This is a genomic window from Pseudomonas sp. NBRC 111130 (genome assembly GCF_001320485.1).
GTDB classification, from domain to species: domain Bacteria; phylum Pseudomonadota; class Gammaproteobacteria; order Pseudomonadales; family Pseudomonadaceae; genus Aquipseudomonas; species Aquipseudomonas vlassakiae.
Genome location: NZ_BCBG01000012.1, coordinates 38,550 through 63,456 on the forward strand (window position 1 = coordinate 38,550; position 24,907 = coordinate 63,456).

Annotated in this window: 25 protein-coding genes and 1 pseudogene; 12 read left to right on the forward strand and 14 right to left on the reverse strand. The window is 62.7% G+C overall.

Annotation, left to right across the window (positions count from 1 at the left end):
- Positions 1 to 81: 81 nt before the first annotated feature.
- Together APH33_RS06455 and APH33_RS06460 are read right to left on the reverse strand one after the other, a co-directional pair.
- Entirely contained in the window at positions 82 to 699 is a 618-nt protein-coding gene (locus APH33_RS06455; RefSeq protein ID WP_054884362.1) for a cytochrome c, read from the reverse strand.
- Positions 700 to 730: 31 nt separating this feature from the next.
- Positions 731 to 1,006 carry a cytochrome c5 family protein gene (locus tag APH33_RS06460; protein ID WP_054884363.1) on the reverse strand — a complete coding sequence of 92 codons (276 nt, stop codon included), beginning with the start codon at positions 1,004 to 1,006 and terminating at the stop codon, positions 731 to 733.
- A 220-nt stretch (positions 1,007 to 1,226) separates the two neighbouring features.
- On the opposite strand from APH33_RS06460, the gene yihA reads away from it, so the two are divergent.
- On the forward strand, positions 1,227 to 1,859 hold the full coding sequence (gene yihA / locus APH33_RS06465) for a ribosome biogenesis GTP-binding protein YihA/YsxC (protein WP_054884364.1): 633 nt from the start codon (positions 1,227 to 1,229) through the stop codon (positions 1,857 to 1,859).
- Between the two features lie 415 nt (positions 1,860 to 2,274).
- Here yihA and polA read toward each other — a convergent pair whose 3' ends face one another.
- Entirely contained in the window at positions 2,275 to 5,022 is a 2,748-nt protein-coding gene (gene polA / locus APH33_RS06470; protein ID WP_054884365.1) for a DNA polymerase I, read from the reverse strand.
- Positions 5,023 to 5,096: 74 nt separating this feature from the next.
- On the opposite strand from polA, the gene APH33_RS06475 reads away from it, so the two are divergent.
- The gene (locus APH33_RS06475) at positions 5,097 to 5,384 is read left to right on the forward strand and encodes a DUF2782 domain-containing protein (protein ID WP_027917186.1); all 288 of its coding nucleotides are present in this window, start codon (positions 5,097 to 5,099) and stop codon (positions 5,382 to 5,384) included.
- 71 nt (positions 5,385 to 5,455) lie between these two features.
- Positions 5,456 to 6,406 (forward strand): homoserine kinase, encoded by a 951-nt coding sequence (locus tag APH33_RS06480; protein ID WP_054884366.1) that lies wholly within the window; start codon positions 5,456 to 5,458, stop codon positions 6,404 to 6,406.
- A 112-nt stretch (positions 6,407 to 6,518) separates the two neighbouring features.
- Here the strand turns inward: APH33_RS06480 and APH33_RS06485 are convergent, their stop codons facing one another.
- Positions 6,519 to 7,475, reverse strand: coding sequence for a zinc ABC transporter substrate-binding protein (locus tag APH33_RS06485; RefSeq protein ID WP_082433464.1), 957 nt, complete (start codon positions 7,473 to 7,475; stop codon positions 6,519 to 6,521).
- Positions 7,476 to 7,493: 18 nt separating this feature from the next.
- On the opposite strand from APH33_RS06485, the gene zur reads away from it, so the two are divergent.
- The 4 genes from zur to APH33_RS06505 all read left to right on the forward strand — a co-directional run bounded on the left by zur (position 7,494) and on the right by APH33_RS06505 (position 10,359).
- Positions 7,494 to 7,979 (forward strand): zinc uptake transcriptional repressor Zur, encoded by a 486-nt coding sequence (gene zur / locus APH33_RS06490; protein ID WP_054884368.1) that lies wholly within the window; start codon positions 7,494 to 7,496, stop codon positions 7,977 to 7,979.
- Complete coding sequence (gene znuC / locus APH33_RS06495; RefSeq protein ID WP_054884369.1) at positions 7,976 to 8,749, forward strand: zinc ABC transporter ATP-binding protein ZnuC; 774 nt, start codon at positions 7,976 to 7,978, stop codon at positions 8,747 to 8,749. Before zur ends, znuC begins: the two co-directional genes overlap by 4 nt.
- A complete protein-coding gene (gene znuB / locus APH33_RS06500; RefSeq protein WP_054884370.1) occupies positions 8,742 to 9,524 on the forward strand; it encodes a zinc ABC transporter permease subunit ZnuB in 783 nt (260 codons plus the stop codon). Before znuC ends, znuB begins: the two co-directional genes overlap by 8 nt.
- 127 nt (positions 9,525 to 9,651) lie before the next feature.
- Positions 9,652 to 10,359 carry a PA5502 family lipoprotein gene (locus tag APH33_RS06505; protein WP_054884371.1) on the forward strand — a complete coding sequence of 236 codons (708 nt, stop codon included), beginning with the start codon at positions 9,652 to 9,654 and terminating at the stop codon, positions 10,357 to 10,359.
- Positions 10,360 to 10,407: 48 nt separating this feature from the next.
- On the opposite strand, the gene katE is transcribed toward APH33_RS06505, so the two are convergent.
- The gene (gene katE, locus APH33_RS06510; RefSeq protein ID WP_054884372.1) at positions 10,408 to 12,537 is read right to left on the reverse strand and encodes a catalase HPII; all 2,130 of its coding nucleotides are present in this window, start codon (positions 12,535 to 12,537) and stop codon (positions 10,408 to 10,410) included.
- A 224-nt stretch (positions 12,538 to 12,761) separates the two neighbouring features.
- Between katE and APH33_RS06515 the strand changes: the two genes are divergently transcribed.
- The 3 genes from APH33_RS06515 to APH33_RS06525 all read left to right on the forward strand — a co-directional run bounded on the left by APH33_RS06515 (position 12,762) and on the right by APH33_RS06525 (position 15,278).
- Entirely contained in the window at positions 12,762 to 13,769 is a 1,008-nt protein-coding gene (locus APH33_RS06515) for a methionine ABC transporter ATP-binding protein (RefSeq protein WP_054884373.1), read from the forward strand.
- Positions 13,769 to 14,440, forward strand: coding sequence for a methionine ABC transporter permease (locus tag APH33_RS06520; RefSeq protein ID WP_054884374.1), 672 nt, complete (start codon positions 13,769 to 13,771; stop codon positions 14,438 to 14,440). The genes APH33_RS06515 and APH33_RS06520 overlap by 1 nt, the downstream gene beginning before the upstream one ends.
- 64 nt (positions 14,441 to 14,504) lie before the next feature.
- Positions 14,505 to 15,278: a MetQ/NlpA family ABC transporter substrate-binding protein gene (locus APH33_RS06525; protein ID WP_054884375.1), complete on the forward strand. Its 774-nt coding sequence runs from the start codon at positions 14,505 to 14,507 to the stop codon at positions 15,276 to 15,278.
- Positions 15,279 to 15,407: 129 nt separating this feature from the next.
- Here the strand turns inward: APH33_RS06525 and APH33_RS06530 are convergent, their stop codons facing one another.
- From APH33_RS06530 to APH33_RS06550, 5 genes and pseudogenes are all read right to left on the reverse strand, one after another.
- Complete coding sequence (locus APH33_RS06530) at positions 15,408 to 16,040, reverse strand: SCO family protein (RefSeq protein WP_054884376.1); 633 nt, start codon at positions 16,038 to 16,040, stop codon at positions 15,408 to 15,410.
- Positions 16,037 to 16,930, reverse strand: coding sequence for a heme o synthase (gene cyoE, locus APH33_RS06535; protein WP_054884377.1), 894 nt, complete (start codon positions 16,928 to 16,930; stop codon positions 16,037 to 16,039). The genes APH33_RS06530 and cyoE overlap by 4 nt, the downstream gene beginning before the upstream one ends.
- Positions 16,915 to 17,987: pseudogene (locus tag APH33_RS06540) on the reverse strand (heme A synthase). Before APH33_RS06540 ends, cyoE begins: the two are co-directional and overlap by 16 nt.
- A 9-nt stretch (positions 17,988 to 17,996) precedes the next feature.
- Positions 17,997 to 18,578 carry a hypothetical protein gene (locus APH33_RS06545; protein ID WP_054884379.1) on the reverse strand — a complete coding sequence of 194 codons (582 nt, stop codon included), beginning with the start codon at positions 18,576 to 18,578 and terminating at the stop codon, positions 17,997 to 17,999.
- The gene (locus APH33_RS06550; protein WP_054884380.1) at positions 18,547 to 19,284 is read right to left on the reverse strand and encodes an SURF1 family protein; all 738 of its coding nucleotides are present in this window, start codon (positions 19,282 to 19,284) and stop codon (positions 18,547 to 18,549) included. The genes APH33_RS06545 and APH33_RS06550 overlap by 32 nt, the downstream gene beginning before the upstream one ends.
- A gap of 63 nt (positions 19,285 to 19,347) precedes the next feature.
- Between APH33_RS06550 and APH33_RS06555 the strand changes: the two genes are divergently transcribed.
- On the forward strand, positions 19,348 to 19,551 hold the full coding sequence (locus APH33_RS06555; RefSeq protein ID WP_054884381.1) for a twin transmembrane helix small protein: 204 nt from the start codon (positions 19,348 to 19,350) through the stop codon (positions 19,549 to 19,551).
- A 99-nt stretch (positions 19,552 to 19,650) separates the two neighbouring features.
- Here APH33_RS06555 and APH33_RS06560 read toward each other — a convergent pair whose 3' ends face one another.
- From APH33_RS06560 to coxB, 4 genes are read right to left on the reverse strand one after another with little or no spacing between them, the layout of a single operon-like run.
- Entirely contained in the window at positions 19,651 to 20,538 is an 888-nt protein-coding gene (locus tag APH33_RS06560; RefSeq protein WP_054884382.1) for a cytochrome c oxidase subunit 3, read from the reverse strand.
- Between the two features lie 16 nt (positions 20,539 to 20,554).
- Positions 20,555 to 21,121 carry a cytochrome c oxidase assembly protein gene (locus APH33_RS06565; RefSeq protein WP_054884383.1) on the reverse strand — a complete coding sequence of 189 codons (567 nt, stop codon included), beginning with the start codon at positions 21,119 to 21,121 and terminating at the stop codon, positions 20,555 to 20,557.
- 10 nt (positions 21,122 to 21,131) lie between these two features.
- Positions 21,132 to 22,721 (reverse strand): cytochrome c oxidase subunit I, encoded by a 1,590-nt coding sequence (ctaD, locus tag APH33_RS06570; protein ID WP_054884384.1) that lies wholly within the window; start codon positions 22,719 to 22,721, stop codon positions 21,132 to 21,134.
- A gap of 43 nt (positions 22,722 to 22,764) precedes the next feature.
- Positions 22,765 to 23,892, reverse strand: a complete 1,128-nt coding sequence (gene coxB, locus APH33_RS06575; protein ID WP_054884385.1) for a cytochrome c oxidase subunit II — start codon at positions 23,890 to 23,892, stop codon at positions 22,765 to 22,767.
- 370 nt (positions 23,893 to 24,262) lie between these two features.
- On the opposite strand from coxB, the gene APH33_RS06580 reads away from it, so the two are divergent.
- Positions 24,263 to 24,907: a hypothetical protein gene (locus tag APH33_RS06580; protein ID WP_054884386.1), complete on the forward strand. Its 645-nt coding sequence runs from the start codon at positions 24,263 to 24,265 to the stop codon at positions 24,905 to 24,907.

The window sequence follows — 24,907 nt, forward strand, 5'->3', positions numbered from 1 at the left end:
CTGTAGTGTAACGGCTGCGGACAGAAAAAAGGGCGGTCCGCGCCGCCCTTTCATCTTTAGCGTTACAGCATTAACCGAATGTTAATGCAGGCCCTGGATGTAGCTGGCCAAGGCTTCGATCTCATGATTGCTCAGCTTGCCAGCGATGGTGCGCATGGTCATCGCGTCGCCGTCGTTGGTGCGGTTGCCTTCACGGAAGTCGGTGAGCTGCTTGGCCACGTACTGCGAATGCTGGCCGCCCAGGTGCGGGAAGCCGGCGAGGGCGATTCCTGCGCCGTTCGGCGAGTGGCAACCGGTACAGGCAGGCATGCCTTTCTCAAGATTGCCGCCATTGAACAGCGCGCGCCCACGTTCGACCAGCGCGGGATCGGCGGCACCGACGCTGCCCTTCTGGCTGGAGAACCAGGCAGCGATGTCGGCCAGGTCCTGGTCACTGAAGTTGGCCAGCATGCCGGTCATTTCCAGCACGGTACGCTTGCCCGACTTGATGTCGTGCAGTTGTTTTTCCAGATAGCGCTGGCCCTGGCCAGCCAGTTTCGGGAAGTTCGGCGCCAGGCTGTTGCCGTCAGGGTTGTGGCAGGCACCACAGACGGCTGTCTTGGCCTGGCCGGCGGCGGCATCGCCTTTGATGGGTTCCGCAGCAGTGGCCGCACCTGCCACACCCAGGGTCAACAGCAGACTCACGACTAGTTTGTTCATCAGCTAATCCAACACGGCTAAGGGTGAAATGTTATGTATCGGGACTGCCGCTCATCCAAAGGATGACCAAACGGTAGTCCTCGGCACTGCAGTCCATGCACAATCCACGCGGCGGCATAGCCTTGAAACCCTGGGTAACATGCACCACCAGTTGCTCCATGCCTTGCGCCAGCCTTGGCTCCCAAGCTGCCGGGTCACCCTTCCTGGGTGCCTGTGGCAACTGCCCGGCGTGACAGGCCGCACACGTGCGGTTGTACAACGCCTCGGGATCCTGTGTAGCCTGTGCGCTGAAAAACGGCAGGAACATACCGACAGCTAGCAGCCATTTCGCCGAGCGAAACGACCTGACAGGGTTGGGGGACGCGCTGCGTTCTGATGCGCGAGCTATTGTTCGACACCCCATGCCCATTCCCCTTCGCTGGGAGAATGAGCACACAAAAACTGGGGCATTATATACTTCCGCCATCCAAACGGAAACGACACCGCTTGCCGGCCTAGGCTTTGGCAACACCCACATCGGATATCCCATGCAAGTCAAGAACCCCATCCTCGGCCTCTGCCAGAAAGCCAAATTCGCCCTCAGCGCTGCCAAGGTCGAACAATGCCCGGACGACCAGGGTTACGAGGTGGCTTTCGCCGGCCGTTCCAACGCCGGCAAATCCAGCGCCCTCAATACCCTGACTCATGCCAGCCTGGCGCGTACCTCGAAGACTCCAGGGCGCACCCAGCTGTTGAATTTCTTCAGTCTGGACGATGAACGGCGTTTGGTCGACCTGCCGGGCTACGGATATGCAAAAGTCCCGATTCCGCTCAAGCAGCACTGGCAAAAGCACCTGGAGGCCTATCTGGGCAGCCGTGATTGCCTGAAGGGCATCATCTTGATGATGGATGTGCGTCACCCCATGACCGACTTCGACAAGATGATGCTGGACTGGGCCAGAGCCAGCGGCATGCCGATGCATATCCTGCTGACCAAAGCCGACAAACTCACCCACGGCGCAGGCAAGAACACCTTGCTCAAGGTGCAGTCGGAAATCCGCAAAGGCTGGGGCGACACGGCCACCATCCAGCTGTTCTCGGCGCCCAAGCGCCTGGGCCTGGAGGAGGCTTACCGGGTGCTGGCCGACTGGATGGAACTGGAAGACAAGCCAGCTGTTTGATGGCAGTTCACTGATCCTGTGGGAGCGGGCGAGCCCGCGAACCTGGGCGAAGCCCAGGCCAGACAGCGCGCTGGATTTTTCGCGGGCACGCCCGCTCCCACAGTGTTATCCGCCAGCTGCAAGTCAAATTCCGGGCAAAAAAAACCCCGGACTTCGTATGGGGAGGGGGAAGTTCGGGGTTCAAGTCTGGACCGCTAGGGCGGGGTCCAGGTATCTGCCAACACTTAACACAACATAGGAGCATCGAAAGGCTTCACCAGCCATTCAGTTACTCTGAGTTCCGCTTCACTGGTTTAGTTCCGGAGCGCTCAAAACTATTTGCGATAGTTTCATGAAACTGCCGAACTAATGGCATCGAGCCATGCCAGGATCCGCGTCGCTACGTCGCAGATCCTACACACCTTTCCCGACTCAATCAGTGAGCTTCGTCCCAATTCGAACCAACACCTGCCTCGACCACCAGCGGGACATCCAGCTGCGCGGCACTGCTCATGTGCGTGCGAATTTCATCCTTCACCTGCTCGACCAGGTCCTCACGCACCTCCAGCACCAGTTCGTCGTGCACCTGCAGGATCACCCGTGCGTCCAGGCCGCTCTCGCTCAGCCAGTTGTCGACGTTGACCATCGCACGCTTGATGATGTCGGCGGCAGTGCCCTGCATCGGCGCGTTGATCGCCGTGCGCTCGGCGCCCTTGCGCAGGGCCGGGTTCTTGGCGTTGATGTCTGGGAGGTACAGGCGTCGGCCAAACAGGGTTTCAACGAAACCTTGTTCTGCGGCCTGGGCGCGGGTGCGCTCCATGTAGGCCAGCACGCCCGGGTAGCGGGCGAAGTAGCGGTCGATATAGTCCTGCGACTGCTTGCGGTCGACACCAATCTGCTTGGCCAGGCCAAACGCGCTCATGCCGTAGATCAAGCCGAAGTTGATGGCCTTGGCACTGCGCCGCTGGTCGGTGGTGACGTCTTCCAGCGCCACGCCGAACACTTCCGCCGCCGTTGCGCGGTGCACGTCCAGATCGTTGCGGAAGGCATGCAGCAAGCCTTCGTCCTTGGCCAGGTGAGCCATGATGCGCAGTTCGATCTGCGAATAGTCCGCCGCCAGCAGCTTGTAGCCGGGGCTGGCAACGAAGGCCTGACGAATGCGCCGGCCCTCGGCGGTGCGGATCGGGATGTTCTGCAGGTTCGGGTCGCTGGATGACAAGCGTCCGGTGGCGGCAACGGCCTGCTGGTAGGAGGTGTGGATACGCCCGGTGCGCGGGTTGATCTGCCCCGGCAGCTTGTCGGTATAGGTGCTCTTGAGCTTGCTCAGGCTGCGGTACTGCATCAGCACTTCAGGCAGCGGGTAGCCTTGTTCGGCCAGTTCGTCGAGCACCGCTTCGGCGGTGGAGGGCTGGCCCTTGGCGGTCTTGCTCAGTACCGGCATGCCCAGTTTGTCGTAGAGGATCGCGCCCAGCTGCTTGGGCGAGCCAAGGTTGAATTCCTCGCCGGCCAGGGCGTAGGCGCGCTGCTCCAGCTCAGCCATCTTCACGCCCAGCTCGCCGCTCTGAACCTGCAACAGCGCGGCATCGACCAGCGCGCCCTGGCGCTCGATCTTGGCCAGCACCGGCACCAGCGGCATCTCGATGTCCATCAGCACCGGCTGCACGCTCGGCGTCTGCGCCAGGCGCGCCTGCAGTGCATGGTGCAGGCGCAGGGTGATATCGGCATCTTCGGCCGCGTAGGGGCCGGCCTTGTCCAGGTTGATCTGGTTGAAAGTCAGTTGCTTGGCGCCTTTGCCGGCGATGTCTTCGAAGGCAATGGTGGTGTGGTCGAGATACTTCAGTGCCAGGCTGTCCATGTCATGGCGGGTGGCGGTGGAGTTGAGCACGTATGACTCGAGCATGGTGTCGTAGGCCACACCGCGCATCTCGATGGCTGGCGAGCTGTTGGCGAGGATGTTGATGTCGTACTTCGCGTTCTGCCCGACCTTGGCCTTGGCCGGGTCTTCCAGCAGGGGTTTCAACGCCAGCAGCACAGCCTCGCGGTCCAGCTGGGCCGGAGCGCCTTCATAGTCATGGGCCAGCGGCACATAGGCCGCTTCATGAGGCTCGACCGCGAACGACACACCAACCAGCTGGGCCTGCTGGGCGTCCAGGCTGGTGGTTTCGGTATCGAAGGCGAACAACGGTGCCTGGCGCAGCTTCTCCAGCCAGACGTCGAAGCGCGCTTGATCGAGAATAGTCTCGTACTTGGGCTCGACCGTGGCAGCCGGCGCTTCGATCACGGCCACGGGTTCGCCGGTCCTGACCGCATCGCGCTGGACCTCGGCAATCCAGCTCTTGAACTCCATCTCGGTGTAGAGCGCCAGCAGGGCCTCGCGGTCAGGCTCGCCACAGACCAGCGCCTCGACCTCCACCTCCAGCGGCACATCGCACTTGATGGTGGCCAGCTCATAGGACAGGAATGCCGCGTCGCGATGCTCCTCGAGCTTGGCGGGCAAGGTCTTGGCGCCGCGGATGGCCAGCGTCGGGACCTTGTCGAGGTTGGCATACAGGTCGCTGAGGCCACCGCCGATACCGGTCAACAGGCCGACGGCGGTCTTTTCCCCCACGCCTGGCACGCCAGGGATGTTGTCGACCTTGTCACCCATCAGGGCAAGAAAGTCGATGATGTGCTCCGGGCCAACGCCGAACTTTTCGTGCACGCCGGCCACGTCAAGCACACTGCCGGTCATGGTGTTGACCAGGGTCACGTGGCCGTCCACCAGTTGCGCCATGTCCTTGTCGCCGGTCGAGATGATGACCGGGCGGCCTTGGGTCGCGCTGCTGCGGGCGAGTGTGCCGATCACGTCATCGGCCTCGACGCCTTCGACGCACAGCAAGGGGTAGCCCAGTGCCCGGACGCTGGCGTGCAGCGGCTCGACCTGCACCCGCAGGTCGTCGGGCATGCTCGGGCGGTTGGCCTTGTACTCGGCGAACATGGCATCGCGGAAGGTCCCACCTTTGGCGTCGAAAACCACGGCGAACAGGCTGTCAGGGTATTGCTTGCGCAGGCTCTTGAGCATGTTAAGCACACCCTTGACCGCGCCGGTCGGCATGCCCTTGGACGTGGTCAGCGGCGGCAGCGCATGGAAGGCGCGGTAGAGGTAGGAGGAACCGTCCACCAGGACGAGGGGCGCTTGGCTCATGAGCAGAATCAACCTTTTCGGCGGGTCCGGAGCTAGAATAGCCGGATCAATGACGACAAAGGGACTAGGTTATCATGCGTACACTCAATCGCCTGTTACTGCTCGGCCTGTTGGCAACCATGCCGGTCGTCACCCTGGCGGCGGAAGACGCCCCCTCGGCCGATCCCGAGGTGACCATTCGCACGGAAGGCGATAAAACCATCCAGGAATACCGGCAAAACGGCTTCCTGTATGCAATCAAGATCACGCCGAAAAACGGCAAGCCGTATTTCCTGGTACGCGCCGATGGCACCGATGCCAATTTCATTCGTTCCGACCAGCCGGACATGCTGATCCCGTCCTGGAAGATCTTCGAGTGGTAATCTGACGCGCGCACCGTTCACATCAACCCGGCACTTCCCGGCGGAAGTGCCCGTATGGGCTTTTTTTCATCATGTCAGTCTTCACCCCCGTGACCCGGCCTGAGCTGGAAACCTTTCTGGCACCGTACGCGCTGGGCCGTCTGCTCGACTTCCAGGGCATTGCCGCCGGTACCGAGAACAGCAACTTCTTCGTCAGCCTCGAACAGGGTGAGTTCGTCCTGACGCTGGTCGAGCGCGGCCCGGTCGAGGACATGCCGTTCTTCATTGAACTGCTGGACGTGCTGCACGGTGCCGACATGCCGGTGCCCTACGCCCTGCGTGACCATGACGGCAATGCCCTGCGTGAACTGTGCGGCAAGCCGGCCTTGCTGCAACCGCGGCTTTCGGGCAAACACATCAAGGCACCGAACGCCCAGCACTGCGCCCAGGTGGGTGAATTGCTCGCGCACATTCACCTGGCCACCCGCGAACGCATCATCGAGCGCCGCACCGACCGCGGCCTGGACTGGATGCTGGCGTCCGGTGCCGAGCTGCTGCCGCGCCTGAGCGCCGAACAGGCGGCACTGTTGCAGCCTGCACTGGATGAGATCACCGCGCACAAGGCGCAGATCCTGGCCTTGCCACGGGCCAACCTGCATGCTGACCTGTTCCGCGACAACGTGATGTTCGAAGGCACCCACCTGACCGGTGTGATCGACTTCTACAACGCCTGTTCCGGGCCGATGCTGTATGACATCGCCATCACCGTGAACGACTGGTGCCTGGATGAACACGGGGCAATCGATGTGCCGCGCGCCCAGGCACTGCTGGCGGCCTATGCGACGTTGCGGCCGTTTACCGCTGCCGAAGCCGAACTGTGGCCAGAAATGTTGCGGGTAGGCTGCGTGCGCTTCTGGCTGTCGCGCCTGATTGCGGCGGAATCGTTTGCCGGGATGGATGTGATGATCCACGACCCGAGCGAGTTCGAGGTGCGCCTGGCACAGCGCCAGCAAGTAGCTTTACACCTGCCGTTCGCCCTCTAGACCGCATCTGCTTCTTCGCGGGTAAATCCGCTCCCACAGGTTTGGTGCACAGGCTTGAAACCTGTGCTGTCTCTGTGGGAGCGGGCGTGCCCGCGAAGAGGCCATAACAGGCTTACAACTGTTCCAGACACCCAGCCAGGTCTGCGCCCAGCTTTTCGAGCAGTCGCTCGTAGCCCTGGGCATCAACCGGGTCATTGCCACCCAATGCATCCAGCTCCGCCAGGCGCACCGGCAGCCCAGCAGTCAACGTCTCGGCCAGACGCGGCCGCAGCGGTGGCTCACTGAACACACAGGTCTTGCCCACTTGTTGCAGGCGCTTGCGCATCGCGGCTACATGCTGCGCCCCGGGCTGCACCTCGGACGCCACACTGAACACCCCGGTGTGCTGCAGGCCATAAGCGGACTCGAAGTAGTCGAACGCTTCGTGGAACACGAAATAGGGCTTGCTGGCGATCCCGGCTACTCGCGCCTTGATCCGCGCATCCAGTGCATCCAGGCGCTCGTTGAAGGCTTTCAGGTTGCTCTGGTAGCGCGCCGCATTGGCCGGATCGGCCGCAGCCAGGTCAGCCGCCATCTTCGCCGCGATCACCCGGGCGTTGACTGAAGAGAGCCACAGGTGCGCATCCAGGGTACCCGGGCGGTGATCGTGGTCGTGATCGTCCTGGTCCGCCTCTTCGTGGGAATGGCTGTCTTCGCCAAAGTGGCGCAGCTTCATGCCTGCAAGCGACTGCACGGCCACTGCCGGCTTGCTGCGGCTACCCAGCACCCGCGGCAGGAAGTTCTCCATGTCAGGCCCGATCCAGTACAGCAGGTCGGCGTCGCCGACCTTGCGCACGTCAGACGGGCGCAAGGCGTAGTGGTGCGGCGAAGCGCCCGGCGGCAGCAGCACGTCCGGGGAGCCCAGACCATCCTGCACGGCGGCGGCGATCTGCTGCAGGGGTTTGATACTGGTCAGCACTCGCACGTCGGCCTGCGCCGAACAGGCGATGAAAGCGACAAAAAGCACAAGGAATCGGGACACGATGAATACTCGACTCGTCAGAAACAGGTAACATAATAACGTCTCCATCCAGAACCGTCGCTGCCCATGTCCATCACGCCGCTGGCTCACCGTCCTCACGATCATTCCCATTGCGTGCACAGCGCCTTGTCCGAAGCCGATGCCTTGTGCACCCGCCAAGGCCTGCGCCTGACCGCACTGCGTCGGCGTGTGCTTGAGCTGGTGTGGCAGAGCCACAAGCCGCTGGGCGCCTACGACATCCTCGCCGTGCTCAGCGAACAGGACGGCCGCCGCGCCGCACCACCCACCGTGTACCGCGCGCTGGACTTTTTGCTGGAAAATGGCCTGGTACACCGCATCGCCTCGCTCAACGCCTTCATCGGCTGCAGCCACCCGGAGCATGCTCACCAGGGCCAGTTCCTGATCTGCCGTGCGTGCCACGTGGCCATCGAGCTGGAGCAGGACAGCATCAGCGACGCCATCATCCACAGCGCGAAGGCCGTGGGCTTCAGCGTCGAAACCCAGACGGTGGAAATCGTCGGCTTGTGCGCCAACTGCCGGAGCGCAGCATGAGCGACGCCCTGATCCGCCTCGAGCAGGTCGGTGTCAGCTTTGCCGGCGAGGCCGTGCTCGACAGCATCGACCTCTCGGTGGCGCCCGGCCAGATCGTCACCCTGATCGGCCCTAACGGCGCCGGCAAGACCACCCTGGTGCGCGCCGTCCTCGGCCTGCTCAAGCCGCACCGTGGCAAGGTCTGGCGCAAGCCGAAACTGCGCATTGGCTACATGCCGCAAAAGATCCAGGTAGACGCCACGCTGCCGCTGTCGGTGCTGCGTTTCTTGCGCCTGGTGCCTGGGGTTGACCGTGCGGCTGCCTTGTCGGCCCTGCAGGAAGTGGGCGCCGAGCACGTCATCGACAGCCCGATCCAGACGATTTCCGGCGGTGAGATGCAGCGCGTGCTGCTGGCCCGGGCGCTGCTGCGCGAGCCGCAACTGCTGGTGCTCGATGAGCCCGTGCAGGGGGTGGACGTGGTCGGCCAGACCGAGTTGTACAACCTGATCACCCGCCTGCGCGACCGCCACGGCTGCGGCGTATTGATGGTCTCCCATGACCTGCACCTGGTCATGAGCGCCACCGACCAGGTGGTCTGCCTGAACCGCCACGTGTGCTGCTCGGGCCACCCCGAGCAGGTCAGCAACGATCCCGCCTTTGTCGAACTGTTCGGCCAGAACGCCCCGAGCCTGGCTGTCTACCACCACCATCACGACCACAGCCACGACCTGCACGGTTCGGTCGTCACCCCTGGCACCCATGTTCACGGAGAGCACTGCAAGCATGGCTGATTTTCTTCTTTACGCCTTGCTTGCGGGTCTTGCCCTGGCAGTGGTAGCGGGCCCGCTTGGCTCGTTCGTGGTGTGGCGGCGCATGGCCTACTTCGGCGACACCCTGTCCCATGCCGCGCTGCTGGGCGTGGCCATGGGCTTCGTGCTGGATATCAGTCCGGCCCTGGCGGTGACCGTGGGCTGCCTGTTGCTGGCGATCCTGCTGGTGACCCTGCAGCAACGCCAGCCGCTGGCCTCCGACACTCTGCTCGGCATCCTCGCCCCCAGCACCCTGTCGCTGGGCCTGGTGGTGCTGAGTTTCATGCACGACGTGCGCATCGACCTGATGGCCTACCTGTTCGGTGACCTGCTGGCCATCAGCACCACCGACCTCGCCTGGATCCTCGGCGGTAGCGCGTTGGTCCTGCTGCTGCTTGCCGCGCTGTGGCGGCCGTTGCTGGCGATCACTGTCCACGAAGAACTGGCCATGGTCGAAGGCCTGCCAGTGGCCGGCCTGCGCATGGCCCTGATGCTGCTGATCGCCGTGGTGATTGCCGTGGCGATGAAGATTGTCGGCGTACTGCTGATCACCTCGCTGCTGATCATTCCCGCCGCTGCGGCACAGCGTCACGCCCGCTCGCCAGAACAGATGGCGCTGGCCGCAACATTGATCGGCATTACCTCGGTGTGCGGTGGCCTGGCCATGTCCTGGTTCAAGGACACCCCGGCCGGGCCATCGATCGTGGTCTGCGCGGCGGTGCTATTCTTGCTGAGCCTGGCACTGCCAAAACGCTGAAAAACAGGGTGCACGCCGGTTCGCCCTGCAACCTTTTCGCGGGTAAAGGGTCTGTAAGAGTTATTTTCGAGCGTGCGCACCTGGGTGTAGACTTGCTCGCTTTTTGCGCAAATAGAGAGCCGCAGGAATGAAGCCGTTCGCATCCCGTTATCTGCTTGTCGCCGCGTTTTCCCTGTTGTTGGCCGCTTGCTCCAGCACACCGGTGGAGCAGGCCAACGCACCTGCCCAAGCCGATGCCTGGCAGCAGCTGCAACAGAGCATCACCAGCAACGAGCTGGCCACCGCCGAAGACCAGCTGGCTGCCCTGCAGGCGCAGTCACCGGATGACGCTCGCCTGGAGCAGAACCAGCGCCAGCTGGCCGAGGCCTACCTGAAACGCAGCCAGATCGTCCTGCAAAAGGGCGACGTCAATGCCGCTGCCACCGCACTGGCCCGCGCCAGGGCGCTGATGCCGCAGGCACCGGCCTTGACCGGTGGCGATGCCGTGGCCCAGGCCCGCAAGGCCGAGCTGGAGAAAGCCGAAGCCGCCTTGAAGGCTGCCGAGGCCAAGCCCCAGGCGCGGGTGATCGACCCGACGGCGCCGAGCACCGTGATCGCGCTGAAGACCACCGACATCAATGCGATGCGCCGCCAGCTCGACGAAATTGCCAAGGACGTGGTCAATTACCAGTGCGAAGTGGTGTTCCAGGTGCCGCGCACCCAAGATGCGCCCTGGCTCAAGAGTCTGCTTGAGAAGCGCGTTCACAAGATCGACAGCGCGTTCAAGCTGAAACAGAAGCATGAGATTCAGCGGTCGATGCCAGCGCAGGTGGTACTGGTCCCGCATCTGCGCTGAACCTCCAGCACCCTGTCGCCGGCAAGGCGACAGGGCGCAAGGCAACCGCTAGGCCGGCACCGCCTCGGCAGCTGCTTCCCGCTCCCACACCCGATGCCCCTCAACCGCTTTTACAAAGGCATCCACGGCGCTCTGCTCATCCCCCAGCAGCAGCCCCCTGTCTTCCTTGAGCCCCAGGCTGTCCGCCAAGTCCTTGGTCAACACCATCGCCTTCAGATGCTTGTAGCCTTCCAGCAAGAAGTGCTTCGCCAGCCCGCTTGAAGCCAGGGCCTTGTCTACCCCCTTGGGTACGACAACACCGTCGAACATGATCGACGGCATCCCTTCCATCGATGCCCCCACAGCTAGTGCCTTGCCATCCGCCGCTTTCACGGGCGCCGAAGTCGGCCCCAGAAGCATTGGCCTGGCACTCTTGGCTTCCAGCGCCTTGACCAGCTTGTCGACGCTTGAGCCGTCCACGCCGTCGGCGACCAGCACCGCGATCTTGCGCCCCTTGATGCCGACCACACCTGGGTGGTTCATCTGGCTCAAGGCTGGCGACTTCGCCAGTTGGCTACCCTTGACCTGTACCGTACCGGCCTGGGGTGCCGGCAAGCCAAGGTTGGCAGCGACGGCGGCGGCCAGCTTGAGGTCGATGTTGGCCAGGATTTCATTCACCTGGCGCGCGCGAATGTGCTCACGCTCGACCTTGCCCAGCTCAAAGCTGTAGGCCTTGATGATGTGCTGTTGCTCGGTCGGGCTCATGCTCTGGAAGAACAGCCGCGCCTGGGAGAAGTGGTCGCCGAACGACTCGCTGCGCTGACGGATCTTGTGCGCGTCGATGCGCTCCTGATAGCTCTCGAAGCCTCCATCCTGAGGCGCTGGAGGCGTTTCTTTCGGCCAGCCGCCGTCGATCGAGTTGGGCTCATAGGAAGCCCGCCCTTTATGCACCACATGCTGATGCAGCGCATCGCGCTGATTGTTGTGGTTCGGCGCAATGGGCTGGTTGATCGGGATCTGGTGGAAATTGGGTCCGCCAAGACGGCTGAGCTGGGTATCGGTATAGGAAAACAGCCGGCCCTGCAGCAACGGGTCATTGGTGAAGTCGATCCCCGGCACGATGTGGCCCGGGCAGAAAGCAACCTGCTCCACCTCGGCAAAGAAGTTGTCCGGGTTGCGGTTGAGCACCATCTTGCCCAGCGGCGTGACCGGCACCAGCTCTTCGGGAATGATCTTGGTCGGGTCGAGCAGGTCGAAGTCGAACTTGTGTTCATCGGCCTCCGGCACGATCTGCACGCCCAGTTCCCATTCCGGATAATCGCCCGTCTCGATGGCTTCCCACAGGTCCCGGCGCTGGAAGTCGGTGTCTTTGCCTGCGAGTTTCTGAGCCTCGTCCCACAAGAGGGAGTGCACGCCCTGGCGTGGTTTCCAGTGGAACTTGACGAAACTCGCCACACCTTCGGCGTTGATCAGGCGGAAGGTATGCACGCCAAAGCCTTCCATCATCCGCAGGCTGCGCGGGATGGCGCGATCGGACATGGCCCAGATGACCATGTGGGCGGATTCGGGCACCAGCGAAACGAAGTCCCAGAAGGTGTCGTGGGCCGAGCCACCGGTGGGGATTTCATTATGCGGCTCCGGCTTCACCGCGTGGACGAAGTCCGGGAACTTGATGGCGTCCTGGATGAAGAAGACCGGCATGTTGTTACCCACCAGGTCGAAGTTGCCTTCATCCGTATAGAACTTCACGGCGAAACCGCGTACGTCGCGCACCGTGTCGCCGGAACCGCGTGGGCCTTGCACCGTGGAGAAACGCACGAACACCGGAGTGATTTTCTCAGGGTCCTGCAGGAAACCCGCCTTGGTCAGCTCGGCATGGTTGCCATAGCTCTGGAAATAGCCATGGGCGCCCGTGCCCCGGGCGTGCACGATACGCTCCGGAATGCGCTCGTGGTCGAAATGGGTGATCTTCTCGCGCATGATGAAGTCTTCAAGCAGCGAGGGGCCACGCGGCCCGGCCTTGAGCGTGTTCTGGTTATCGGCGATGCGCACGCCCTGGTTGGTGCGCAGTGCCTGGACGGTCGCATCGCTGCGATGCTCTTCCAAGGCCTGCAACTTGCGGTTGGTATTGGCACGATCAGGGGTGTCGGTTCCGGCGAGCTGGCTGTGTTTGGGCGAATCCGGTTTCTTGCTAGGCATCACGGCTCTCCATATCGGTCATCAGGCGCGCCCTGTCGGGCTTGTGCAAGTAGTGACCGGAGGGCTTTGCCGAGCGTTCAATCAGAATTACCGGTTGTCGCGATATGCCCGAAGGATTGGTGCATTACGAAATAAATGCTAAGAACAGCTATGGGAAAAGGCTAAAATGCGCGACCCCAGCTAACCGCTGACCCAAATTCCATGCGCCCCACAAGGTTCGCTACGTGATCGAGTTCCAACAGGTACACAAGACCTACCGCGTCGCCGGTAGGGAAATCCCCGCACTGAATCCGACCAGCCTGACCATCGAAGACGGCCAGGTGTTCGGCCTGATCGGCCATTCCGGCGCAGGCAAGAGCACCATGCTGCGCCTGATCAACCGCCTCGAAGAGCCTTCCGGCGGCACGATCATCGTCGACGGCGAAGACGTCACCGCGTTCAACGCCAGCCAGCTGCGCGGCTTCCGCCAGCAGGTCGGGATGATTTTCCAGCACTTCAACTTGCTGGCGTCCAAGACAGTCGCCGACAACGTCGCGCTGCCGCTGACCCTGGCCGGCGAGCTGTCGCGCAGCGAGATCGACAAGCGTGTCACCGAGCTGCTGGCCCGTGTAGGCCTTGCGGACCACGCGAAGAAATACCCCGCCCAGCTGTCCGGCGGCCAGAAGCAGCGCGTCGGTATCGCCCGCGCCCTGTCGACCAACCCGAAGATCCTGCTGTGCGACGAAGCCACCAGCGCCCTCGACCCTCAGACTACCGCTTCGGTGCTGCAACTACTGGCCGAGATCAACCGTGAGCTGAAGCTGACCATCGTGCTGATCACCCACGAAATGGACGTGATTCGCCGGGTCTGCGACCGCGTGGCAGTGATGGACGCCGGCCAGATCGTCGAGCAAGGCCCGGTAGCCGAGGTGTTCCTGCACCCGCAGCACCCGACCACCAAGCGCTTTGTCCAGGAAGACGAACAGGTCGATGAGAACGAGCAACGCGACGACTTCGCCCACGTGCCGGGGCGCATCGTGCGCCTGACCTTCCAAGGCGACGCCACTTATGCGCCGCTGCTGGGCACCGTGGCCCGCGAGACCGGTGTGGACTACAGCATCCTTGCCGGGCGTATCGACCGCATCAAGGACATTCCCTATGGCCAGCTGACCTTAGCCCTGATGGGTGGCGACATGGAGGCGGCGTTCGCCCGCTTCACCGCAGCTGACGTACATATGGAGGTACTGCGTTGATGGATATCCTGAACTACTTCGCCAATGTCGACTGGGTCGAGATCTGGCAGGCGACCAACGACACTCTGGTCATGATGTTCACCTCGCTGCTGTTCATCGTGCTGCTGGGGCTGCCCCTGGGCGTGGTGCTGTTTCTGTTCAGCCCGCGGCAGATGTTCGAGCACACCAAGTTCTATGCGGTGCTGGCAACTCTCGTGAACATCGTGCGCTCGGTGCCCTTCATCATTCTGCTGATCGTGATGATCCCGCTGACGGTGCTGGTCACCGGCACCTCGCTGGGTGTCGCAGGCGCCATACCGCCGTTGGTGGTGGGGACCACGCCGTTCTTCGCGCGCCTGGTGGAAACCGCCCTGCGTGAAGTGGACCGCGGTATCATCGAGGCCACCCAGTCGATGGGCGCCACCACCCGCCAGATCATCTTCAAGGCCATGCTGCCAGAGGCCATGCCGGGCATCATCGCCGCCATCACCGTGACTGCCATCACCCTGGTTTCCTACACCGCCATGGCTGGCGTGGTCGGTGCCGGTGGCCTGGGCGACCTGTCGATCCGCTTCGGCTACCAACGCTTCCAGACCGACGTGATGATCGTAACCGTCGTGCTGCTGGTGATACTGGTCCAGGCACTACAAATGATCGGCGACAAACTGGTCGTGCATTTTTCCCGTAAGTAACCCCAATGGGGTCGGCACGGCCGACCCGTTCGGGGGCCGTCGCGGCCCTCACAAGGAGTGATTCATGAAGAAGCTGCTTGCTGTTGTCGCCGCGGTCGCGGCCTTCTCGGCCAACGCCGCGGAAACCCTCACCGTCGCCGCCACCCCGGTGCCACACGCCGAGATCCTCAACTTCGTCAAACCTCAGCTGGCGAAAGAGGGCGTGGAGCTGAAGGTCAAGGAATTCACCGACTACATCCAGCCAAACGTGCAGGTCGCCGAAAAGCGCCTGGACGCCAACTTCTTCCAGCACCAGCCGTACCTGGATGAGTTCAACAAGGCCAAGGGCACCCACCTGGTCAGCGTTGCCGGTGTGCACATCGAGCCGCTGGGCGTGTACTCGGCCAAAATCAAGAAGCTCGACGAGCTGTCCTCCGGCGCCACCGTGGTCATCCCCAACGATGCCACCAACGGCGGCCGCGCCCTGCTGCTGCTGGACAAGGCTGGGGTGATCAAGCTGAAGGACAACAGCAACATCCTGTCGACCGTGAAGGACGTTGCCGAAAACCCCAAAAGCGTAAAATTCCGTGAGCTGGAAGCGGCCACCATCCCGCGCGTGCTGACCCAGGTCGATATCGCCCTGATCAACACCAACTATGCGCTGGAAGCCAAGCTGAACCCGGAGAAAGACGCCCTGGCCATCGAAGGCAAGGACTCGCCGTACGTGAACATCCTGGTTGCCCGCCCGGACAACAAGGACTCGGACGCGATGAAGAAGCTGGCTGCTGCACTGCACTCGCCTGAGGTGAAGCAGTTCATCAACGAGAAGTACAAAGGCGCTGTCGTTCCGGCGTTCTGATCTCGCATCCTTGGGGCCGCTTTGCGGCCCTTTCGCGACACAAGGCCGCTCCCACAATGTACGGTGTACGCCGATCCATGTGGGAGCGGCCTTGTGTCGCGAAAGGCCTGCGCAGCAGGCCCAGCAATCTCAATCCCGCTTGACCAGGCCAGGCAACTGCGCCACCAGCTTCTGGTTGTTGAACGGCGCACGAATGAACCCACGCTGACGTCCATCCGGACCAACAACCGCCAGGTTGCCGCTGTGATCCACGGTATACCCCGGCTTGCTGGTATCGGCCGGGATGAACGGAATGCTCAAGGCATTGGCCAGTTTCTGGGTATCTTCGATCGACCCCGCCACGCCGACGAAATCCTTGTCGAAATAGCCCAGGTACTGCTTCAGCTGGTTCGGCGTATCGCGGTTCGGGTCCACGCTCACCAATACCACCTGCAGCCGGTCCACGGCCTCCTTGGGCAGCTCGCTCTTCACCTGGCGCAGCTGGGCCAGGGTGGTCGGGCAGATGTCCGGGCAGTAGGTGTAGCCGAAGAACAGCAGCGACCATTTGCCCTTCAGGTCGTCCAGCTGCACCGGCTGGCCATCCTGGTTGGTCATGGTCACGTCGGCCACCGCGCGGCTCTGCGGCAACAGAATGATGCCGGCGTCGATCAGCTCGGTCGGGTTGAGCTGGCCCCGTTCACTGAGCACCTTGTTGACGGTCAGGCCCATGATCAGGGCGACCAAGGCAACGAGGATGAAGACGGTTTTCTGGGTTCGGGTCATAGATTCAGCAACAGGTAGTGGTCAACGAGCAACGCGATGAACAGCGCGAACAGGTAGCCGATAGAGTACTTGAAGGTACCGATCGCCGCGTGCGGCCGGCTGCCACGGTACAACACCCAGGCCCAATGCAGGAAGCGCAGGCCCAACGCCAAGGCACAGGCCAGGTAAAGCGGCCCACTCATGTGGATGGCAAACGGCAGCAGGCTCACCGCCAGCAAAATCAGGCTGTACAGCAGGATATGCAGCTTGGTGTATCGCTCGCCGTGGGTGACCGGCAGCATCGGGATATCGGCCTTGGCGTACTCTTCCTTGCGGTGAATGGCCAGTGCCCAGAAATGCGGTGGCGTCCAGGCGAAGATGATCAGCACCAGCAGCAGCGGCTCGGCGCTGATATGGCCGCTCACTGCGACCCAGCCCAACAGCGGCGGCGCCGCACCGGCCAGGCCGCCAATGACGATATTCTGCGGTGTGGCACGCTTGAGAAAGCCGGTGTAGAGCACCGCATAGCCTAGCAGCGAAGCCAGGGTCAGCCAGGCGGCGAGGGCATTGGTGAACACCAGCAGCAGGGCCAGGCCGAGCAGGGCCAGGGCCAGGGCGAACAGCAACGCCGGCAACGGCTCGACCCGGCCCTGGGCCAGTGGGCGCTTGTGGGTCCGGGCCATCAGCGCGTCGATGCGCCGGTCCACCACGTGGTTGACCACCGCCGCGCTGCCCGCGCACAGGGCGATACCGAGGTTGCCGAACAGCAACACGCTCCAGCTGACCCCGGCGCGGGTCGCCAGGAACATGCCCGCCAGCGAAGTGATCAGCATCAGCACCACCACCTTGGGCTTGGTCAGCTCCAGGTAATCGCGCCAACTGGCACAACGTCCGCTCAGAAGCGTCGCCACGTATCGCTCCTCATGGGGTGGGTGAGGCTGACCCCGGCCGCAGGCGCCAACCTTGTTTGACGCCGACGCGGACCTTGTCGACCACGCGGATGCGGTAGTTCACCAGCACCATGCTCAACAGCAGCAGCGCGCCGCCAGCGTTATGCGCGACGGCCACGGCCAGCGGCAGGTGGAACAGCACGTTGCTGATGCCCAGGCCGACCTGCAGCGCCAGCACCAGCAATATCCATCGGGCCAGGCCGGTCAGGCCACAACGGTACAGCTTCCAGCTGAGCACCAGCAGCACGCAGGTCACCAGCAGTGCACCCAGGCGGTGGCTGATGTGAATGGCCGTGCGCGCATCGCTGTCCAGTTGCCCGCCGAGGTAATTGGGGCCGACATGCTGGGTGAGGTGGAAACCGTTGCTGAAGTCCGCTGCCGGCCACCACTGGCCATGGCAAGTCGGCAGGTCAATGCAGGCGACCGCCGCGTAATTGGAGCTGACCCAGCCGCCCAGGGCGATCTGGCCAATCACCACCAGCAGGGCCAACGCGGCTATCCGTCGGAGACTGAGTGGCAATTTCGGCAAGGGCGCAAAGGCCCGAGATAGACGCAGCGATAGCAGGAACAGCAGGCTCAGGGTGGTAAAGCCGCCCAGCAGGTGCGCGGTGACCACTTGCGGCCACAACTTGAGGGTGACGGTCCACATGCCGAACGCCGCCTGCGCCAGCACCACGCCCAGCAACAACAATGGCAGGCGATAAGGCTGGCCATCGCGGGCATGCCGGCGCAGCGCTTGCAGGGCAAGCAGCGCGATCACCACGGCGAGCGTGCCGGCAAAGTAGCGATGGACCATCTCGGCCCAGCCCTTGGCCTCTTCGACGGGGTGGTCGGGAAAGTGCAGTTCGGCATGAGCCAGCTGCGCTTCACTGTTGGGCACGCTGATGAAGCCATAGCAGCCAGGCCAGTCGGGGCAGCCGAGGCCGGCGTGGGTCAGACGGGTGTAGGCACCGAGCAGCACGACCAGCAGTGCCAGCAGGGTGGCGAACACAGCGAGGCGGAATCCGGGTCTGGCCATGGCAAGCTCCTAGCCGATATTGGACAGCTTGAGCAGGTGACGCAGGTCGTCGAGCACATGCTTGCCGTTGACCTTGCCGTCGTAGCGCAGCACCAGGTTGCCGTGCGGGTCGACAATCCACAGTTGCGGGCCGGGTTCTCCGACCTTTTGCAGATAGCGCGGGGCATCCAGTGGATAGCGTTGCAGCTGTGGATATTCACGCCCCAGCAGCGCCTGATAGTCGCTGGGCAATGGCTGGGCGGCGGCCAAGGCATGGCTGGCCCGGCCGGCGTCGCGGCCCAGGCCGACCTGGATCTGCCGCACCAGGTACACTAGGCGTTGGCAATCTTCAGCGCAAGCATCGGGCGCAGTCACCAGCAGTTGCCAACGCGGGTCCTCACCGGCAATGCCGATATCGGCGCGGCTCTCGCCATTGCCGATCATCGCGCCGTGGTAGCTGCGGCCTTCCGGCACCCAGAACCGGAGTTTGTACATGCAGGTGGCCAGGATCATTGGCCCGAGCACCACCAGCAGGATCAAGATCAGCTGTAAACGCCCGCGGGCTCTGGGCTTGCTACGTTCAGGCAGGTCCAGTGGAGTGGCGGTGGCCATGCTGTTTCTCCTTGTTGTTGTGCCAGCCGAAATAGAGGTAGAGGAGCACCAGAGCAATGGCCAGCGCGAACCACTGCACGGCGTAACCGAGGTGTTTTTCCGGGCCCATGGCGACAATCGGCCAGTCCAGCCGATACGCAGCCGGGCCGGGTTCCAGGCGTAACTCATGGGCAAAGCCTTCGCGATCGAGCTGCTGCCACACTTGAGCCGCGTCGATTGCATTGAGCAGGTGCGGCCATTGCCCCCCGACGGGGTCGGGGTGGAGCTGGAAACTGCTGCCTGGCGCCACATACACCGACGCGTTCAGCGCCAAGGTCTGCTCGGGGGTGTCGAAATGCACCGGCACGCGACGGTCCGGCCATGGCAACCAGCCACGGTTGACCAGCAGCCACAGACCACTGGCCTGGTCATGGAAAGGTTGCAACAGCTCGACGCCGGCCTGGCCGTCACGCATGCGGTTGTCCAGCAGCACGCTGTGCCCGGCGTCAAAACGGCCGTAGAGGTGGACCCGGCGGTAGGCTGGATCAGGCGTCTGCAACAACTGGGTGGTGGCCAGCGGGGCATCGACCTCACGCTGGGCATAGACCTCCAGCAGGACGCGCTTCTCTTCCGCCCGGCCAAGCTGCCAGCAGCCAAGCGCGATCAACCCCGGCAGCAGCGCGAGCACTACCAAGGTCGGTATCCAGCCTGGGCGGAACCGCCTCATCGCAGCCTCGCCGGGCCAATCGCTATACTTATCCACATCACCGCATCCCCCCGGAGTATCGCCATGCTCAAGGCCGCGATTGTCCTGATGCTGTTGGCCACGGTCGCCAGCCTGTTCAGTGGCCTGGTGTTTCTGGTCAAGGACGATGAAAACTCGACCCGCCTGCTGAAAGCCCTGACCGTGCGTGTCACCCTGGCGGCGCTGACCGTCGGCCTGGTCGCCTGGGGTTTCATCAGTGGTCAGCTGGTTTCCCACGCCCCTTTCTGAAATTTTCATCTGACCCAGTGGGAGCGGGCATGCCCGCGAATGCGATGTTGAATGTGCCGACGCATTCGCGGGCATGCCCGCTCCCACAGGGTTCTGTATTCACAGCACGTATACGAAGATAAATAGCCCCACCCACACCACATCGACGAAGTGCCAGTACCAACTCGCCGCCTCGAAACCGAAGTGTTTCTCGGGGTTGAAGTGCCCGCGCAGAATGCGCACGAACATCACGATCAGGATGATCGTGCCCAAGGTCACGTGGGCCCCGTGGAAACCCGTGAGCATGAAGAACGTCGCGCCATAGATGCCCGAGCCCAGGGTCAGCCCCAGCTTGGTGTAGGCCTCGTGGTACTCGTAGGCCTGCAGCGTGATGAAGCTGACACCCAGCAGGATGGTCAGCCCCATCCAGAATTTCAGCGGCCCACGATGGTCACGGCGCAGGGCGTGGTGAGCGAGGGTAATGGTCACGCTGGAGCTGACCAGCAGGATGGTGTTGATCAGCGGCAGGTGCCACGGGTCGATCACTTCCTTGGGCGGCGGGAACAGTTTCGGGTCCGGTGTGTGCAGCAACGGCCAGGCGAACTCGAAGCTCGGCCACAGCATGTGGGCGATACCCTTGTGCCCCTCACCGCCCAACCAGGGCCCGGCCAGTACACGCACGTAGAACAGCGCGCCGAAGAAGGCCAGGAAAAACATCACTTCCGAGAAGATGAACCAGCTCATGCCCCAGCGGAACGAGCGGTCCAGCTGCGGGCTGTACAGCCCGGCCCGGCTCTCGCGGACCACCGAGCCGAACCAGCCGAACAGCATGTAGGCCAGGAACAGCGCACCGACGAAGAAGATCAGCGGCCCGTGCGACGAGGGATGGCCGGCCTTCATGTCGTTGAACCAGGTGCCAAGCCCGAACACCGTGATGAACATGCCGATGGTGGCGATGATCGGCCACTTGCTCTGCGCCGGAACGTAGTAGTGCTCATGACTTGCCATTGCTGTTCTCCTTCCCTCAGCGGGCGCCCTGGACGTCCTGTACCGCGGCATGGGCGACCGGCGGGTGACGCGCAGTGATGTCGAACAAGGTGTAGGCCAGCGTCAGGTGTTTCACGCTGGCCGGCAGGTCGCGGTCGACGATGAAGCGCACCGGCATCTCGATGCGTTCGCCAGGCTGCAGCACCTGCTGGGTGAAGCAGAAGCACTCGGTCTTGTGGAAATACGCCGCGGCCTCGGCCGGGGTGATGCTGGGTATCGCTTGCGCACTCATCGGCCGGTTGGTCGGGTTGTGCGCGATGAAGATCATCTGGTTCACCGCTCCCGGGTTCACCTCGAGCTCGTCAGCGGTGGAATAGAAGTCCCAGACCATGTCGCTGGCGTTGGTCGACATGAACTGCACCCGCACCGAACGCGTCGGGTCGCTGACCTGGCTGCCCTCGTACTGCCCGCCCGTCTTGCCGTTGATGCCGAAGGCCTTGCACATCACGTCATACATCGGCACCAGGGCAAAGCCGAAGCCGAACATCACCACCGTCAGTAGCAGCAGGCGGGTGACCAGGCGCTTGAGCGACGAGCCCTTCATGGCGGCGCTCCTACTTCACGTCTGGCGGGGTCTGGAAGGTGTGGTATGGCGCTGGCGAGGGGATCGACCATTCCAGGCCCTCGGCGCCATCCCAGGGCTTGGCCGGGGCGGGTGCGCCGCCACGGATGCACTTGATGACGATGAACAGGAACAACAGCTGCGTGGTACCGAACAGGAAGGCGCCGATCGACGACACCATGTTGAAGTCGGCGAACTGCAGGTTGTAGTCGGGGATACGCCGCGGCATGCCGGCCAACCCCACGAAGTGCATGGGGAAGAAGGCCATGTTCATGCCGACGAACGAGAGCCAGAAGTGCAGCTTGCCAAGGGTTTCGTCATACATGTGGCCAGTCCATTTCGGCAGCCAGTAGTAAGCCGAGGCAAAGATGCCGAAGATCGCCCCGGGCACCAGCACATAGTGGAAGTGCGCCACCACGAAATAGGTGTCGTGGTACTGGAAGTCCGCCGGGGCGATGGCCAGCATCAACCCGGAGAAGCCGCCGATGGTGAACAGGATGACGAACGCGATGGCGAACAGCATCGGTGTCTCGAAGCTGAGCGAGCCCTCCCACATGGTGCTGACCCAGTTGAACACCTTCACCCCGGTGGGCACGGCGATGAGCATGGTGGCGTACATGAAAAACAGCTCGCCGACCACCGGGATGCCGACCACGAACATGTGGTGGGCCCAGACGATGAACGACAGGAAGGCAATCGCGCCGGTGGCATAGACCATCGAGGTGTAGCCGAACAGTGGCTTGCGCGAGAACGCCGGGATGATCGAGCTGACCGCACCGAACGCCGGGAGGATCATGATGTACACCTCGGGGTGGCCGAAGAACCAGAACACATGCTGGAACAGCACCGGGTCACCGCCACCGGCGGCGCTGAAGAAGCTGGTGCCGAAATGGATGTCCATCAGCATCATGGTCACTACACCGGCCAGCACCGGCATCACCGCGATCAGCAGGAATGCGGTGATCAGCCAGGTCCAGACGAATAGCGGCATTTTCATCAGGGTCATGCCCGGGGCACGCAGGTTGAGGATGGTGGCGATCACGTTGATCGCGCCCATGATCGAGCTGATACCCATCAGGTGGATGGCAAAGATGAAGAAGGTGACGCTGGCCGGCGCATAAGTGGTCGACAGTGGGGCGTAGAAGGTCCAGCCGAAGTTCGGCCCGCCGCCCGGGCTGAACAGGGTCGAGACCAGCAACAAGAAGGCCGCTGGCAACAGCCAGAAGCTGAAGTTATTCATGCGCGGCAGGGCCATGTCTGGCGCGCCGATCATCAGCGGGATCATCCAGTTGGCCAGGCCGACAAACGCCGGCATCACCGCGCCGAAGACCATGATCAGGCCATGCATGGTAGTCATCTGGTTGAAGAACGCCGGCTCGACGATCTGCAACCCGGGCTGGAACAGCTCGGCGCGAATCACCATGGCGAACGAGCCGCCGAGCAGGAACATCATGAAGGCGAACCACAGGTACATCGTGCCGATGTCTTTGTGGTTGGTGGTCAGCACCCAGCGCATCAGGCCCTTGGCCGGGCCGTGGGCGTGGTCATGGCCGTGGGCGTGGTCGTCGATCACTGCACTCATGTCCTGTCTCCTGCAATCCACTGATTGCCGCGCAAAACCCGGTTCACTTGGCTTCTGCCTGCTTGAGCGTCAGCACGTCCTTCGGCGTGACCATGTCGCCCTTGTTGTTGCCCCAGGCGTTGCGCTCGTAGGTGACCACGGCGGCGATGTCGACTTCCGAGAGCTGCTTGCCGAACGCGGCCATTGCGGTGCCGGGGCGGCCATGGAACACCACGCCCAGATGGTCTTCCTTCGGCCCGGTGGCCACTTTCGATCCCTTGAGCGCCGGGAACATCGGTGGAAGGCCCTGGCCCTCGGCCTGGTGACAGGCCACGCAGGTAGTGTGGTAGACCTTGTCGCCACGCTCGACCAGTTCTTCGAGGGTCCAGTCCTTGCTGGTCAGCTCCTTGAGCTTGGCCGCCTCGGCCTTGCGCTCGCCGAGCCAGGTGTCGTAGTCGGCCTTGGACTTGACCTCGACAACCACCGGCATGAAGCCGTGGTCCTTGCCGCACAGCTCGGTGCACTGGCCGCGATAGATGCCGGGCTTCTCGATACGGGTCCAGGCTTCGTTGACGAAGCCAGGGATGGCGTCGCGCTTGACCGCGAAGGCCGGCACCCACCAGGAGTGGATGACGTCGGCGGCGGTCACCAGGAAGCGCACCTTGGCCCCCACCGGCAGTACCAGCGGCTGGTCGACTTCGAGCAGGTAGTGCTCGTCTTTGGGTGCCGTGTTGTGGATCTGATCAGCCGGCGTGGCCAGGTTGCTGAAGAACTCCACGTCCTGGCCCAGGTATTTGTAATGCCACTTCCACTGGTAGCCGGTGACCTGGATGTCGATGTCCGATTCGCTGGCGTCGTAAATGTCGATCAGGGTCTTGGTGGCCGGAATGGCCATGGCTACCAGAATCAGGAAGGGTACGATGGTCCAGAGGATCTCTACCCAGGTGTGCTCGTGGAAATGCGCTGGCTGCTGGCCGGTGGAGCGGCGGTGGATGACCATCGACCAGAACATCGCGCCGAATACCACGATGCCGATGATCACGCAGATCCAGAAGATCGTCATGTGCAGGTCGAACACGGCGTTGGAGACTTCCGTCGCCCCCGGGTGCATGTTCACGGTCCAGGCGGCGTTGGCCTGACCAAGAACCGACCACAACAGCAGGCCCATCCAGACAGGTGGATGTCGCATCATTGCGGGTTCCCCTTCTCGTTCTTGTAGTCCCGGAGGCATGGCCTGCGGCAAGAGGGAACGGCGGTCAAGACTGCCTGGCTTCGACGACCGAGCCCCTGCAAAAAAGCAGTCGGGCCTCATCAACGAATCACTTTCAACCGGAGTATAGACAGCGACCAATGGCACGCAACGACGCGGGTGAAATCAACCTCAAGAAACACTGAAACCCGAGCAAAAGCCCGGGCTTGAGCGGCTATGGCAAAATAGTGGCTACCGCATATGCCGAACTGCGCACACGTTTGCGGAATTTATAACAAATGCGTCTTAGGTATTCTGTATACCGAGCTAACTTAGTGTCTTCCGTTTGAAACGTCTTGTCCCTGGAGTTGTCATGAACATCGCTGCTGTACGCGAGCAGATTAGCCAAGCCCACGATCATGAAAGCCGCACCGGCCAACTGAAAAAGCGTCTCGAGCTGCAACTGCCTCACCTGCACCCCTCGATCCAACTGCCTGAGCAGGACGCCCAGGGTACTTTGGCGCGCTTCGTCAGCGCGTACATCGATCAGGTCCCGGAACTGCTGGAAGCCGCCCACACTGTGGCGCGCGAAGCCGGGATCGAGTCGCAGATCAAACCTGTGCTGAAAATTGCCGAAGCCTATTTCCTGCAGCCGCCAAGCGTGATGCAGGGGCAGGTCGGCCTCGACTGCCTGCTGGATGAAGCCTACCTGGCGCACCGTCTGGTAGAGGAGGTCAACGACCTGTACATCCGCCACTTCCAGCAACCCCTGATCCCGGTCGATACCACGGTGGCCAACCTCATTGCCCACCAACTGATCGGCGAAACCTTCGCCAACCAGCTGGATGAGGTGGTGCATCATTCGGTGGAGGAGATGCTGGACGACGAAAGCTTCGCCGCAGAGTCGGTGGAAGCCTACCGTGAAACGCTGAGCAGCCCACAAACCGGTGAAGCCTGGAAACGCTGGCCTTGCCTGTCGCGCCAGCTGAACGTGGAGTTCGGTCAGGCCAGCGCCTGA